Below are 14,273 nucleotides of genomic sequence, written 5' to 3'. Positions count from 1 at the left end.
CCGGCCCGGCTCGGCGGTGTGCGCCGTCATCCCATCGACCTCGTGAGGCCGTCCCATGCGCTCGACCGACCTTCGCTCGACGTTTCTTGACTTCTTCCAAGAGCGCGACCACCGCGTCGTGCCGTCCAGCCCGCTGATCCCGTCCGACCCCACGCTTCTGCTGGCGAACGCGGGCATGAACCAGTTCAAGCCCCACTTCCTCGGTGAGACCGCGCCGGAACACCCACGTGCGGTGTCCGTGCAGAAGTGCGCACGTACGTCCGACATCGAGAACGTGGGCCGCACGACCCGGCACGCGACGTTCTTCGAAATGCTCGGCAACTTCTCCTTCGGCGATTACTTCAAGGCGGAGGCGATCTCCTGGGCGTGGGAACTGCTCACACGCCACTACAACCTCGATGCCGAGCGCCTCTGGGTCACCGTGTACCTGGATGACGACGAGGCCGTGCGCCTCTGGCGCCGGGTCGGCGTTCCCCTGGAACGGATCCAGCGGCTCGGCATGGCGGACAACTACTGGTCGATGGGCATGCCCGGCCCATGCGGCCCGTCCTCCGAACTGCACTACGACAGGGGGCCGTCCTTCGGACGCGAAGGCGGGCCCGCCGTGGACGGCGAGCGCTACCAGGAACTGTGGAATCTCGTCTTCATGCAGAACCTCCGTGGGGAGGGCACCGGGAAGGACGACTACCCGATCCTCGGTGAGCTGCCCGCGAAGAACATCGACACCGGGCTCGGGCTCGACCGTCTCGCCGCGATCCTGCAAAACGTGGACACGGTCTGCGAGACCGACCTGCTGGCGCCGACATTCCGGCTCGTCCAGGAAATGGCGAGCCGCGAATACGACAGAGCGGACGCCACGTCCTTCCGCGTCGTCACCGAACACTCCCGCTCGATCGCGTTCCTCATCGCCGACGGCGTGCTGCCCGCCCGCGACGGCCGAGGCTACGTGCTGCGCCGCCTGATGCGCCGCGCCATCCGGCACGCACGCAGACTCGGCATCGAGGACCTCGCCCTGCCGGCGCTGACGTCCAGCGTCATCGACACCCTGGGCGGGACCTGGCCCGAGCTGACCCACCGCTCCGAGCTGATCCGCCAGGTCGTCACCGCGGAGGAAGAGACTTTCGAGCGGACGCTCCGCCAGGGCTCCCGGCTCCTGGACTCGGCGATCAGCCGGGCAAAGACCACCATCCCAGGACGGACCGCATTCGAACTGCACGACACCTACGGCTTCCCGATCGACCTGACCCTGGACGCCGCGCGCTCGGCGGGCCTCACCGTCGACGAGAACGAGTTCGCGGAACTCCTCGAAGCGCAACGCCGCCAGGCGCACCGAGCCGGCCACTCCAGGAAGGGCGGCGCGGTCGCGCGCCAAGACCTCTACCGCACCGTGACCGCCGAGCACGGCCTCACGGACTTCGTCGGCTACTCCTCGACGACGGCGGAAACGCGCGTCCTGGCCCTCCTGGCCCCGCGGGGACCCATCGACATCGCCGGCGAGGGCGACGAACTAGAGGTGATCCTGGCACGCAGCCCGTTCTATGCGGAATCGGGCGGCCAGGTCGGGGACACGGGCGCCCTGCGCACCTCGGCCGCGACCTTGGACGTCCTGGACACCCGCCTCGGCCTCGACGGCCTCCACGTGCACACGGTCCGCGTCACAGCCGGCGAGGTGCGTCCCGGCGAGGAGGCAGAGGCGACCGTCGACGCCGCCCGCCGCTCCGCGACCGCACGCTCCCACAGCGCGACCCACGTCCTGCACGCGATGCTGCGCCGCCACCTGGGCGAACACGCGTCCCAGCGAGGCTCACGGGTCGAGCCGGGCCGTCTCCGCTTCGACTTCGCCCACTTCTCCCCCGTGGACACCCGCTTGGTCCAGACCCTCGTCAACGACTACCTGCTGGACGATCCCGAGGTCACGGCCTGGGAGGCGACCCGCGCGGAAGCGGAGGCTTCAGGCGCGGTGGCGATGTTCGGCGAGCGATACGGCCCGGCCGTCCGGATCGTGGACATCGGCGACGCGTCCCGTGAACTGTGCGGCGGCACCCACGTCGGCCACGGATCGCAGGCGGGCCCCGTCCAGATAGTCGGCGAGTCGTCCATCGGCACCGGCCTACGCCGCATCGAGGCCCTGACCGGCGCCGACGCCCTGGGCTACCACGACCACCAGCGCGACATCCTCAACGAACTCGCGACGCTTCTGAACGTCCGCCCCGACCAGGCCCCCGACCGCCTGCGCCAACGCCTGGAGACCCTCGCGGAGACCAAGCGCCAACTGGAGAACCTCCGCCAGACCGAACTGGACACACACGCGGCACGCCTGGCCGCCCAAGCCGAGCCGGTACCGGGCGGATGGCTCATCGCACAAAGCGTCCCCGACGGCAGGGACCTGCGCGCCCTCGCCACCAGGATCCTCAAGCTCCGCCGGGACCGCGGCGTCGTCATCCTGGGCACGCAAGTGGACGGCAAGGCGTCCCTCGTGGCGGCGACGAACACCGGAGCGCAGGCACGGGACCTGCTCACCGGAGCGGCCCGCGAAATAGCCGGCGGCGCCGGCGGCAAGGGCCCGATCGCGAACGCGGGCGGCCGCAACCCCGCCAACCTGCCGACGGCCCTCAAGACCGCGGCGGCTCAGGCCCGTACCCTCCTGGCCCCCTGACCGCGGCACGGCCGCCGCCCGGCACCGGGCGGCGGCCGGGGCCTCCCTGTCGGGCTGGCGGGATTTGAACCCACGACCCCCGGCACCCAAAGCCGGTGCGCTACCAAACTGCGCTACAGCCCGCACACGATGACGGAGTCTAGCCCCCAACGCCCCGGCCCGCCGCTCCATTACCCGGCACCCGGACCACCCGGCACGTCCACACGCGGAACCCTGTACGCTACGGACTGACGATCGAGGGCCCACCGCCCTCCGTCCACTCGCGGGCGTAGCTCAATGGTAGAGCCCCAGTCTTCCAAACTGGCTACGCGGGTTCGATTCCCGTCGCCCGCTCCACTGTTTCCCCAGATCAGAGCCCTGTGGGGCGATCTTGAGAGCCGCTTCCAAGATCATTTGTCACCCATTTGTCACTGGGATCTGGCACGTCTGGGCGGCATTCTGGTTCAACTGCGAACCTTGGTGATCATGGTCTGACCGTCCCTGTCGGAGATCAGCACGCCGACGAACCTGGCACCCTCAACACGGAAGGTCCGGCTCCCGGACGGGAACCGGACCTTCGTTCGTTGGACGGCTCGCTAGCTCGGCTCGATGCCGAGCAGCCGCCGGAGGTCAACCGTCACGATGCGGTAGCTGGCGCCGATGCGGATCACCTTGCAGGGGAACTGCCCTTGGCGGGCGAGCTGGTAGGCGCGCGTGCGTCCGAGCCTGATGGCGCGGGCTGCGGTCTCGACGCTGACCGTGGTGGGGAGCGCGAGCAGCTCATCGTGGCTCATCTGCTTCACGCTCCGGCCCCTCTCCGGGGGTTGCCGAACCATCTCGTGCGCAACCGTCCGTTCTCGGGATGTCTCGCTCGTGGCTCGGTTCGTCGGAGCGTGGCCGCAGGCGCCGGTTCAGCGACGGGGTTGGGGGACGGTGTTGCGCCGCCTCCAGGCGACATCCCGCTGCCGTGAACGTGGTTGATCGCGCTCCGGGCCTGGTCGACCGCCTCGCTGCATCCCGCGCCCTGGTGGCGGGCGTGGAGGATGGCGCGACCGAAGGCATCGAGTGCTTCGTCGAGGCTCGCACCGTGGTCACGAACGAGTCGTCCGTCCAGGTGCTGACGCATGAGGAAGCGTTCGAGTTGCAGGAGAAGTTGGTCGAAGCCGGAGGCGGCTGCGTGGATGGCGTCCAGCACTGCGTAGACGGTCGCCGGCCCGGCAAGGCCCTGCGGTTGGCCGACGGCCTGCTTCAGCGAGCGGACGGCGCTCTCCAGGTCGTGGGCGAACTGTTCGGTCTCGTAGTCGGTCTGGACGTCACGGCCGGGCTGGGTGTGGTCGAAGGTCATTAGTGCACTCCTGATGGTGCAGACCCTCCGCGGGAGGGCCAGAGTTGATCGTGGACATGACCCTTCCTTCCTGATGGGGAGCGGCAGGCAGAAGCTCTGCCACTTCATGACATTGTTTACGCTCCGTCATTGTGCACGCACCGTGATCATGACTCCGCCATTGCGAACGCATCGGCGAGTCGCCCTCCCCCTGGTCAGCGCCTGGGTGCGCCCTTTCGATGCGAGGGCCTCTCGGACGGACGAGCTGCGCGGGTGCCCGTCGACCTCAACCCGTCGACCAGCGGCACAGGGAAGGACTCGGCCACGAGACGTGCCATCGCCCGCTCCCCTTCGAGTGGCGCGGAGGTAGCTTGCCGGGGTTCCGTCCGTCGGACGCCGTGCAGCCGCCCGGCGGCCCGGCGTGCGGCATCGGCTTGGGCAAGTCGCTGCTGAGCAAGACGATGCTCCGCTACCGATTCGATGAGATCTGCAATGTTCGCGATGAGAAACAGCAGATCAACTGTGAGATCCCGCTTCTGCTCGCGTCGATCTCCCCAGCAGACGTTGGTGATCGCAAGCGCCCGTGCTGCTGCGCGCAGGGCGCTTCCGTACGGCGTGCCCGGTGGTGGACGGCCGAATGGTTCTCGGGCGGCGCGGTCGTAGGCGTCGGCGGCCTTGGCTAGTTCGCGGTTGCCGGTGATGTCCGCCGTAACGTGCAGGACGTCAGCGGCCGCGGCTGCGAGGTCAGCACGGACACCTGGATCATGAAAGGCTCGCATCTGCCAAGCCGCTGTCCCGGCTACTCGGGCGGCCTCCTGGTAGGCAGCAACGCGCACCTCGTGGTCGGTGGACGAGCCCGTCGCCCACCTTCGCGACCGGGCCACCGGTCGGCGGACCTCGCTGTCCGTCCACTTATGACGCAGCTTGGGCAAGGTGAGGTCGGCGGCGAGCTTGCCACCGGAGAAGAAGATCGGTTCACCCTCCGAGTTGGTGTACTCGGGCATCGCGACGGCGTAGCCAGTGACCTCACCTGGCGTCCGGACGCTGAATCTCAGCCGTACCGCCAGCCCGCCCTCGCGCAGGCCGGCGAAGAACGCCTCCTCACTGTCGGACGCTGCGGCGGCTGCGGCCACGTGCCGACGCAGCGCGACGCGGGGCGGCTCCTGCAACCCGGCGCGCTGAGCCCGTTCCAGCTCAGCCCGCGAAGGGCGCGGTGCTGCCGTCCGGTCCGCAGGAGCGGTAGGGCACAACCCATACCGTCGCTCGACGGTCTGGCACGCCTTGCGGGCCTTGAGGTAGTCACGGGTGATGTTCGGTCGACGGCCGTCATCACGCGCGAGTGTGGCCACGACATGGATGTGATCGTCGGCGTGGCGCACGGCGATCCACCGGCACGCCTCGGGATCGTCCCGTGGTGCGATGCCGGTCTGGTGCATCAGTTCCTCGGCGACGTCGGCCCACTCCTCATCGGTCAGGGGACGATCGGTGGGGGCTGTGCGGAGCGAGCATTGCCAGACCGGCTCGGCCGGCCGACTCCGCTTCATCGTCTCCAGCGGAGACCGCAGCACCTCGGCCAGCGGCCGGAGATCGCGCTTCCCGTCCGCTCGCCGTGCTGGTTCCAGGGCGGCCGGGTGCCGGTACCCGGCAACGATGTGGGGGTCGGCGTGCTCGTTGCGCTTGCCTGGCCCGTACAGGTAGCGCAGCAGGTTGCCGACATCGGCGCCGCGAGTGACCTTCGCGATCACGGTAGACGTCGACCGAGTTCGACGATGACGGCCTCGGTCCGCCACACCACCTGGAAGCAGTACGCCGCCAGCCACGTCACCGATTCCGGGACCTGGCCGTGGGCGTTGGCATGGCGCACGAGTTGGTTGAGATTGATACCTACCGCGTTGATCTGACGGCTGGCATTGCGCAGTTCGGCATGCAATGCGACGAGCGCCCCGTCGACAGGCCTCCGCTCCCGAATCGCAGTCCGAACCATCTTCACAACGAAGGCGCTGCAGGCGAGCCCGGCACGCGTTGCCGCTTCGTGGATCTCTTCGTACTCTTGGTCACCGACCCGGATTCTCAACTCCCGCTCTCGCCGCCGCCCTCCGCCGAGCTTCGCTCGACGCTGCAGCGGCTCCGAGCCGTCGCTGCCTCGTTTGGATGTCGTCATGGATTTCCGCTCCTGGCTTTCGAGGGACCGCGCTCGGTCCCCAACATGGCCAGTGTGATCTTCCGAGCGGAAGTTATCCACAACAGGTAGCGCTCTACCAGCTATCTTGCATCCCACACTAAGCTGATAAGGCGTAAGGGTGCGAGGGTCAGTTCATTTCAAACAACGAGCGATTCTGACGCTCACTGCCGGGCGCTGCGGTGGCGTTCCACCCTACTGATGAAGTCCTCGCTATCTCGGTCTGCGCGACAAGAACAAGAATCGCCGAGAAGGCCCTCCGTGTCACGTTCGGCCCGTCGAGGAAGGTTTCACCCTTCGCAGGCAGCGAGGAGGAGGGCAGCCATACTCGTTCCGCTGACGACCTTCCCGGCGTCTACCTCGGCGGTCTCGACGGCTTTGGTCCTGGCGGACGCCCCTGTTCATGTCGGCGCGGACAGGCTTGAGCACGCCGATCCAGCGATCACGCTGCGGGTCTACGCGCACGTCGTCAACGAGCAGTTGAAGCAGCCCCAATCTTCGCGGGGAAAATCGAGGATGCGGCGTATGCCACTGCTAGCAAACAGCCGCTTCCGTGATCGGAAGAGGGCGTTGAACTGGGGGTCCGCGAGAGGACTTGAGCCCTAACCTTCTGTTTACAGGAAACCGGCCGCCCCAAGATCGCCACTCGCGCCGCAGGTAGACCCGTGTGCGCCTGGTCGCCGGTGCCAGCAGTCGTAAGCCTCTGTTGCGCTACTCCTCTGCTGTACTCCCCCCAACCCCACCAGGACGCCAAGCCCTCACCGATCGGGCAACCACCGTCCCCGCCACCCACGACGGAACCCGACCAATACGAGGACAAGCCGCCCCGGAGTGCAGCCGGATTCGTTCAGTCGACGGCCTCATCCACGTGGTGCCGCCTCGAGGTACCTCCGGCGCTTCCCCCGTCGCCTCTCTCACGAGAGGACGATGACCACGGCCGAAAATTGATCAATCACCATTGCTCAATACTAGCAATGGTCGTCGTAATCACCTCGACAGCGAGTGCCACTCCCGCGTTATCCAGTGACACAGAATCGATTACAGCAAAGGTTTGAAACGCTCCTTTGGTACCCGCACGTCGCCGCACACCCGCCAGCCTCCCAAAGGACTTGTCGAGTCTCACGTTGATCGACTCTCTCGCCGACTTTCCTGACTTCAAAGATGGAACCGGAAGCTTTCCCGTTACGGAGAATTCGATCTCCAGCCCCACTTTGTTCGCTCCAGCGGGCCCCTTGAGTCGAACGATGATCTCAACCTGGTTCGACAGGCTGTTCATGCGACATTCACCGTCAGTGGCAGTATAGCCACCAAGCCCTGCATAAAGGTGCCCTACTCGCCGGCAGTAGTCCTCTTCAGCGACTTGATCAGTTCCGCTTGCGGTTTGGATGACGGCCTCTGCCGCGTGAATAGGCCTCATAAAATCAATGACTGATTCCGGACGATCCGCTGGTCGTCTTGATGTCGCAGTCTGGTATAGGGAGATAAGACTGTTGGCCGCCCGGTCGTCGATCCAACTCCTGAGTTCTCTCTTGAGGGTTTCGACGTTGCTTGCATGGTTGTCGGCGCTTGGATCTCTGCCGAGAATAATGAAGAACATCAGTTGAGCTAGGCTGAAGATGTCAACCTTCTCACTCCTAGCTGTCTTGGCATTTGGTTCGAAAAACTGCTCAGGTGCAGCATAGTTGATGACGCCGCCCACGCCGATGTTGGTGGTCACCGTCCTGTTAGTCTCATGGTAGGCGAGGTCGAAATCAGTGAGGAACGGCGTCAGCTGACCATTCGATATCTCGACGATGATATTTTCAGGCTTAATGTCTCGATGCTTTACCTGCTGGGAGTGCGCATATTGCACTGTCTCACAAATGTCGAGCATGAGACGCAACATGACCTCAGGATCAGTGCGATCGATATATGTATTGCGAAGATTATCGCCGGGGATAGCATCCATGACAAATCCGAACGGGGCGGACATAATGTCATGGACACGCACAATCCGCGGATGTTCCAACTTGCGCATGTTACCGTAGCCGTTGGCGAATCGCCGCACTTTTACGTCATCGTCGAGTTCATTACCGTGAAATACTTTAAGCGCGAGGCGTTTCTCTTGCCCAGTAGCAATCTCCCATACATGGCCGTAGCCGCCGTGCCCGAGATGCCTTACCACTCGACCGAAGCGAGTCTGTTCGCCAATACTTATGTCGGCCAGATTCTTTCTGTACTCACGAACTCGGCCGACTAGACCCGACCAGGCCTGCTCTCGCCGTATATCTGGTAGGGCTTGCTCCGTCTCCAAGAACCACTGAACCACTGATTCGAGACTAAGTGAGCACTTTCTGGCACCACCGTTTAGTCTGACATTACGCTCAGACAGCTCAGCAAGTTGCTCGTAGTAATATTGGTCAACCAACTGGTGCGCTTTTGCTAGAGTTCGCGCCAACTCGCTCTTATCTATAGGACGCCCTTGGCGAGGAGGGAATCCGCGACCTAGCACTACGGTTCCAGCTATATCACCCTTGAAGACTGGAGTCTGAATATTTGACGGGATACTAGCGGCGATATATTCAAAGATCCCTAGAAGGGTTACGTCGCCATCCCAGTTCACTGATGCACCAAGCAGGCAGTCAGTCAATGCATCCGTGAACACGCCCGAACCGTCAACTTCGTCAGCGGTCTGCTCTGGTCGACAGGCTGCCAGGATGCAGCGACTCTCGTTAACGGCTGGGACTTCGCGTTCGATGTCGCCAGCTTGCAGGGGCCTGCTGCTGCTCCAGGTGAAAGCGGAACCAGCATGACAGCAATCAAGTATTGTGATCACATGATTGTAGTTATGACTTGCCGATTCCATTATTTGCGCAAGATGGCCCAGCGAGATTCCGGGGTCATATTGCCGGGCATCATGAGCGACTAGATATCCAGCCTGGCCAATCACTTCACCATGTCCAGCAAAGTAGAAGAGAAGATTTTCTCCTTCACTCGCGTATGCTAATTCTGAAATTGCTTCAAGTATGCTATTTCGCGTAGCTCCACTGTTAAGCAGAATCGTCGTATCGAAATCATACTGTTCAAGCGAGAGACAAGATGCCACATCCGTCGCATCGTTGACGCAGCCATAGAGAGGCGCGCCAGCATAATCGTCAATCCCGACGACTACCGCTCTATTCACATTGCCCCCAAGCTTGGATGATGCAACCGTATGCACTGTGTCGGTTCTTGCGTTGCAAATCATACAAAGCTGGAAGCTGCGCTGTCTTCGGATCCTCGCCACTGACCTGGCCACTTCCAGACACATTTTTTCAGCTACACTCTGCAGACACTCCGTGGCATTGAGTGATTTCCCATGCAAGGTGACTCACCGCGTCGTCGCGGCCGTGCGGGCCGGTGCGGCGGGACCGGACGGGACAGGCCGCATGCCCGGCGCGCCGGGGCGGGCGGCCGCCGGCGACGCGTAGCGGCGCCATTGAAGACGTAATGAAAGCTCGCATCCGGTCCCGGTGCGTCCTTCCTCGGTTGATGCTTGACACTCCGGCATCGGTTGATGCTTGACGCCCTGTCGGCTGGCTTGGCTTTCGCGTGATCGTTGGATCGGTTGCGCGGGAGGTCGGGTTGGCGCTGGTGGAGCTGAGCGTCATGGAGCAGCGGTATCGCGCTGTGCTGGAAGTAGAAGCGGGCTGCCCGGTGACCGAGGTCGCCGCGCGGTATGGAGTGTCGCGGCAGAGCGTGCACGCCTGGCTGGGCCGGTATCGGTCCGGTGGGCTGATGGCGTTGGCGGACCGGTCGCATCGGCCGGCAAGTTGCCCGCATCGCACGGCGGCCAAGGTGGAGGCACTGGTGTGTGCCCTACGCAGGGCCCATCCGCGGTGGGGCCCGGCGCGGCTGGCGCATGAGCTGGCCCGCCAAGGGGTGGATCCGGTGCCGGCGACTGCGACGCTGTCGCGGATCTTGGCCCGCAATGGCCTGGTCATCCCCGGCGGGCGGCGTCGGCCTCGCTCGTCGTATCAGAGGTGGGAACGCGACGCAGCCATGCAGCTGTGGCAGATCGACATCATGGGCGGGGTCATGCTCACCGACGGCCGGGAGGCCAAGCTGGTCAGCGGCATCGACGACCACTCCCGGTTCATCGTCATCGCTCACCTGGTGCTGCGGGCCTCGGCCCGCGCGGTCTGCGCCGCGTTCGCGGCGGCCCTGGCCGAGCACGGGGTGCCCGAGGAGGTACTGACCGACAACGGCAAGCAGTACACCGACCGCTTCACCCGCCCCCGCCCGGTCGAGGTGCTGTTCGAACGGATCTGCCGCGACAACGGCATCTCCGCCCGACACACCAAGATCCGCTCACCCACCACCACCGGCAAGGTCGAACGCTGGCACCGCACCGTCCGCGAGGAATTCCTGGACGTCCACGCCCCGTTCCCCAGCCTGCACGACGCCCAGCACGCCCTGGACGCCTGGGTCACCGACTACAACACCGCCCGCCCCCACCAGGCCCTGGACATGGCCACTCCCGCCGACCGCTTCACCTCCCGGCCCGGCACCGGGCAGAGCTTGTCGGCAGCGTTGCCGTTGCGGCTGCCCGCCGACCTGGCATCGGTGCCCGCCGCCGGTCCGCCACCGGCCCCGTCCGTTCCGACGGCAGCAGTCCCGGTCACGGTCCCGGCCGCAGTGGAGTTCGATCACACCGTCCCGTCCAGCGGCAACATGACCGCCGCCGGACGGCAGATATGGCTCGGCCCCGCCCTGGCCGGACGGCAGGTGACGGTCTGGGCCAGCACCACCACCCTGCACGTCTTCCACCACGACCAGCTCATCAAAACCCACCCGGTCACCCTCACCAGCGACGACCTTCGCCGCCTCCACGTCCGCGGCGCACGCCGCCGGCCGACCGTCCCCGGCCACCGCGCTGCCCACCGGCCAACTGCCCACCGATGCGCTGGTCGAGGTCGACCGCACCGTCAACACCGCCGGACTGGTCTCGCTGGCCGGAAAAAGATCAGCGTCCGCCTCCCCCTCGCCGGCCGACGCGTCACTCTGCGCATCGGCCCGCACCTGATCCACGTCCTGGACAATGGCGCGCTGGCCTGCACCCGCCCCAGCCCTCTGACCGGCGACCAACGCACCCACCCGCGAGGCGCCCGCGCTGGCGACCCCACCGCGCTCGCCGAGACCGGCCCCGCTCTCGTTCAGCGGGTCGTGTCCAGCCAAGGCTCGCTGATGGTCGCCGGCTGCAAACTCCACCTCGGACAGACCCACTGCGGCAAGGTCGTCACCGTGATCTGCGAAGACACCCAGTTCCGCATCCTGCACGCAGTGCAGGAGGTCACGTCCACTGGAGTGGTGTAAGAGTTGATCTTCGCGTGATCCTGTTTCTGCAGGTTAAGCGGTGAGTTCTCGGTGGTCGATCTCGGGGTCGGGTGTGTTGCCCTCGACTACTCGAAGGCGGGCTTTGGCCAGGAACTCCAAGCCCATGTAGCGGCGGGCCTCGGTCCACTCGTCGGTCTGCTCCATCAGCACCGCGCCGACGAGGCGGACGATCGCGGCCCGGTCGGGGAAGATCCCGACCACATCGGTGCGCCGACGGATCTCTTTGTTCAGCCGCTCCTGGGGATTGATGCCCCTATGGATGTCAAGTCTGTGGCGAGGGTGAGCTGGAGTCGGTGATGAGGCGGTGTACTTCGCGGGCGATGTAGCGTTTGAGGCAGCGGATGATCTCGCGGCGCGTCTTGCCCTGGCTGGTGCGTTTCGCCAGGTAGTCCTGTGTTCGCGCGTCCCATCGCAGGCGGCTGAGGGCGATCCGGTAGAGCGCTGCGTTGGCTTGCCGATCGCCGCCGCGGTTGAGTCGTCGTCGGTTCGACTTGCCAGAGGACGCCTCGATGGGACTGACACCGCAGAGCGCGGCGAAGGATGCCTCGCTAGTGAGCCGTTCGGGATTGTCACCCGCGGTGATGAGGAGGACGGCTGCGCTGTCGGGGCCGATGCCGGGTTGCTGGAGGAGGGCAGGAGCGGCGGCCTCCACTGCTGAAGTGATGTGCTTGGCGAGCTCGTCGACCTGGCCGGTCAGGTACTGGATTCGCTCGGCCAGGAGCTTGAGGGTATAGAGAGTGGCGTGTGCGGTGGCGAGGGCTGTTGAGGGGTCCAGGGCAGCACATGCGGTGATGAGCCGTGGGTTGGACAGTCGAGTGAGTTGGTCTCGCAGGGCTGGATCGGCACTGACCAGCAACGCTTTGAGTTGGTTGATCGACTGAGTGCGCGCCTTGATCGCTGAGTCCTTCGCGATCTTGAACACCCGAAGCATCTCGACCGGTCCGTCAGCGGCCTTGGGGACCGCGGTCGCCTCGCCGGTCAGGACTGCCCGGGCCGCGTTCTCCGCGTCAATGGTGTCGGTCTTGCCGCGTCGCCGCCGCACTGCGCGGTCGGGCCGGTTGACCTCAAGAACCGTCAGCCCTTCGGCCTGCAGTACTCGGGCCAGCGCGAACCCATAGGAGCCAGTGCCCTCCACCCCGGCCCGCCGGGCCTGGCCGAAGGAGCGGGCCCAAGCGATGAGGTGCTGGTAGCCAGCTGTCGTGGTCGGAAACGAGGCGTGTGCGATGACGCCGCCGGTAAGGGTGAGCACCGCGGCGACGTGGATGTCTTTGTGCGTGTCGACTCCCAGGACGACGTCTTCCACCTGGTGGTCGACATCGGCATCGTGCATGCTGACGATGGTCATCGGGCTCCTTGGAACGGCATCGGGGGGGGTGATTGCCGTCGTCGGGCCGGCGTGGCGGTCAGAACTGTGACGGTGCCTTGTGACGGCAAGGCCCCTATCGGGACACGTCTGCCGGCCCGACGGCAGCAAGCGCCGCCCGGAGCAAGGACCGGCAGATCAATCCAAAGGCAGCACGGCCAGTTAGACCACGGGCCAGGCCCCCGTCCGGACAGCACCCGAAGATGCTCACAGTTGGACCAGATCTGCCGCCAGAGCTGGCGCGGGAAGCCGGTGAAGGCCAGAAGGTCGTCGCGGGCGGCGTCCAGGTGCTCGGACGCCTCAGGGTGCTTGGTCTCCAGCGAGGCGACCACGCGGGCGTGCTGGGCGTGGACCTCTTCGGCGGCGGGCTGGTCGAAGATGGTGCGCACCAGCGTCGCCACCCACGGCTGCGCCGACTTGGGCACGCGGGTGAGCAGGTTGCGCAGGTAGTGAAGCCGTAAAGAAATAAGTCGGTGCTTCCGTGTTGGTGGTTGGATGCGGTGGTATGGCCGTTGCGGACGGGGTTCGAGAGCAGTTGAGCTTGAAGTTTGAGGTGCTGTTCCCTCATCTGAATGAACGGCAGCGGCGGCTGTTGCTGGCGGCCGAGGCGCGGTTGCTCGGGCATGGTGGGGTGCGGGCCGTAGCGAGGATCGCGGGGGTCAGTGAGACCACGGTCCGCAAGGGCGTGTTCGAGCTTGAAGGTGGAGAGGACCCGCTCGCGGATGGACGCGTCCGCAGGGCGGGAGGCGGCCGTAAGCAGGCCGTGCAGCAGGATCCGGGACTCTTGTCGGCGTTGCTGGCGCTGGTCGAGCCCGATGAGCGGGGTGATCCGATGTCGCCGTTGCGGTGGACCACCAAGTCGCTGCGGAACCTGGCCGAGGAGCTGACCCGGCAGGGACACCGGGTTTCGGCGCCGACGGTCGGCAGGCTGCTTCGCGACAACGGGTTCAGTCTCCAGGGCAACGTCAAGACCCTCGAGGGCAGGCAGCATCCTGACCGCGATGCCCAGTTCCGCTATATCAACGAGCAGGTCAAAGAACATCAGGCGGCTGGGGAACCGGTCGTCAGCGTCGACACCAAGAAGCGCGAGCAGCTGGGCCGACTGCCGATGCCCGGACGGGAGTGGCGGCCCCAGGGGGAGCCGGTGGAGGTCGAGGACCACAGCTTCTTCTTCAACGGCCCGGACGTCCAGCAGGCGATACCGTATGGGATCTACGACCTGACCGCCGACGCAGGCTGGGTGAACGTCGGAGTCGACCACGACACCTCCGCGTTCGCGGCGGCGTCGATCCCCTCTGTGTCAGGCTCAGGTGGGACACGAGGGGATGAAGTTCCCTAACTGATGTGAACAGGGCGAGAACGGGTACTGAGCAGAGTGACGATGACCAGCCACGATCTTCCTTCTGGTGACGGGCCG

The 14,273-nt window shown here is 65.4% G+C and carries 8 protein-coding genes, 2 tRNA genes and 3 pseudogenes; 5 read left to right on the top strand and 8 right to left on the bottom strand.

The annotated features are described in order from the left end of the window. Positions 1-55 precede the first annotated feature (55 nt). Positions 56-2,656: an alanine--tRNA ligase gene (gene alaS, locus E1289_RS24135; protein WP_131983896.1), complete on the top strand. Its 2,601-nt coding sequence runs from the start codon at positions 56-58 to the stop codon at positions 2,654-2,656. A 49-nt stretch (positions 2,657-2,705) separates the two neighbouring features. On the opposite strand, the gene E1289_RS24130 is transcribed toward alaS, so the two are convergent. Continuing rightward, a tRNA-Pro gene (locus E1289_RS24130) sits at positions 2,706-2,779 on the bottom strand. A gap of 139 nt (positions 2,780-2,918) precedes the next feature. Between E1289_RS24130 and E1289_RS24125 the strand changes: the two genes are divergently transcribed. Further along, positions 2,919-2,992, top strand: a tRNA-Gly gene (locus E1289_RS24125). Between the two features lie 239 nt (positions 2,993-3,231). Here E1289_RS24125 and E1289_RS24120 read toward each other — a convergent pair. Next, positions 3,232-3,429 (bottom strand): helix-turn-helix domain-containing protein, encoded by a 198-nt coding sequence (locus tag E1289_RS24120; RefSeq protein WP_131983893.1) that lies wholly within the window; start codon positions 3,427-3,429, stop codon positions 3,232-3,234. 173 nt (positions 3,430-3,602) lie between these two features. Here E1289_RS24120 and E1289_RS24115 point away from each other — a divergent pair, with 173 nt between their 5' ends. Continuing rightward, entirely contained in the window at positions 3,603-3,983 is a 381-nt protein-coding gene (locus E1289_RS24115; protein WP_131983891.1) for a hypothetical protein, read from the top strand. 191 nt (positions 3,984-4,174) lie between these two features. Here the strand turns inward: E1289_RS24115 and E1289_RS24110 are convergent, their stop codons facing one another. From E1289_RS24110 to E1289_RS24095, 3 genes are all read right to left on the bottom strand, one after another. After that, entirely contained in the window at positions 4,175-5,704 is a 1,530-nt protein-coding gene (locus E1289_RS24110; protein WP_131983889.1) for a relaxase, read from the bottom strand. Further along, positions 5,701-6,120: a plasmid mobilization relaxosome protein MobC gene (gene mobC, locus E1289_RS24105; RefSeq protein WP_131983887.1), complete on the bottom strand. Its 420-nt coding sequence runs from the start codon at positions 6,118-6,120 to the stop codon at positions 5,701-5,703. Before mobC ends, E1289_RS24110 begins: the two co-directional genes overlap by 4 nt. A gap of 970 nt (positions 6,121-7,090) precedes the next feature. Then, entirely contained in the window at positions 7,091-9,337 is a 2,247-nt protein-coding gene (locus tag E1289_RS24095) for a protein kinase (RefSeq protein ID WP_165970589.1), read from the bottom strand. A gap of 428 nt (positions 9,338-9,765) precedes the next feature. Here E1289_RS24095 and E1289_RS24090 point away from each other — a divergent pair, with 428 nt between their 5' ends. Continuing rightward, positions 9,766-11,472, top strand: coding sequence for an IS481 family transposase (locus E1289_RS24090; protein ID WP_243713105.1), 1,707 nt, complete (start codon positions 9,766-9,768; stop codon positions 11,470-11,472). Positions 11,473-11,505: 33 nt separating this feature from the next. Here the strand turns inward: E1289_RS24090 and E1289_RS24085 are convergent. The 3 genes and pseudogenes from E1289_RS24085 to E1289_RS39760 form a co-directional block, all read right to left on the bottom strand. Further along, positions 11,506-11,739, bottom strand: a pseudogene (locus E1289_RS24085) (transposase); the annotation flags it as partial. A 16-nt stretch (positions 11,740-11,755) separates the two neighbouring features. Beyond that, positions 11,756-12,823, bottom strand: a complete 1,068-nt coding sequence (locus tag E1289_RS24080) for an IS110 family transposase (protein WP_131983916.1) — start codon at positions 12,821-12,823, stop codon at positions 11,756-11,758. 245 nt (positions 12,824-13,068) lie between these two features. Then, positions 13,069-13,314, bottom strand: a pseudogene (locus E1289_RS39760) (transposase); the annotation flags it as partial. 47 nt (positions 13,315-13,361) lie between these two features. On the opposite strand from E1289_RS39760, the pseudogene E1289_RS24070 reads away from it, so the two are divergent. After that, positions 13,362-14,147 (top strand): annotated as a pseudogene (locus E1289_RS24070) (ISAzo13 family transposase); the annotation flags it as partial. Positions 14,148-14,273: the final 126 nt, after the last annotated feature.

Source organism: Actinomadura sp. 6K520 (genome assembly GCF_004349245.1).
Lineage (GTDB): Bacteria > Actinomycetota > Actinomycetes > Streptosporangiales > Streptosporangiaceae > Spirillospora.
Note: the sequence above shows the minus strand (reverse complement) of the source record. Positions and strands in the feature narration are given on the sequence as shown.

Bases quoted from the DNA above. Each gene is read 5' to 3' on its own strand.
- alaS (WP_131983896.1), top strand. From the start codon at position 56: ATGCGCTCGACCGACCTTCGCTCGACGTTTCTTGACTTCTTCCAAGAG.
- E1289_RS24120 (WP_131983893.1), bottom strand. From the start codon at position 3,429: ATGAGCCACGATGAGCTGCTCGCGCTCCCCACCACGGTCAGCGTCGAG.
- mobC (WP_131983887.1), bottom strand. From the start codon at position 6,120: ATGACGACATCCAAACGAGGCAGCGACGGCTCGGAGCCGCTGCAGCGT.
- E1289_RS24090 (WP_243713105.1), top strand. From the start codon at position 9,766: ATGGAGCAGCGGTATCGCGCTGTGCTGGAAGTAGAAGCGGGCTGCCCG.
- E1289_RS24080 (WP_131983916.1), bottom strand. From the start codon at position 12,823: ATGCACGATGCCGATGTCGACCACCAGGTGGAAGACGTCGTCCTGGGA.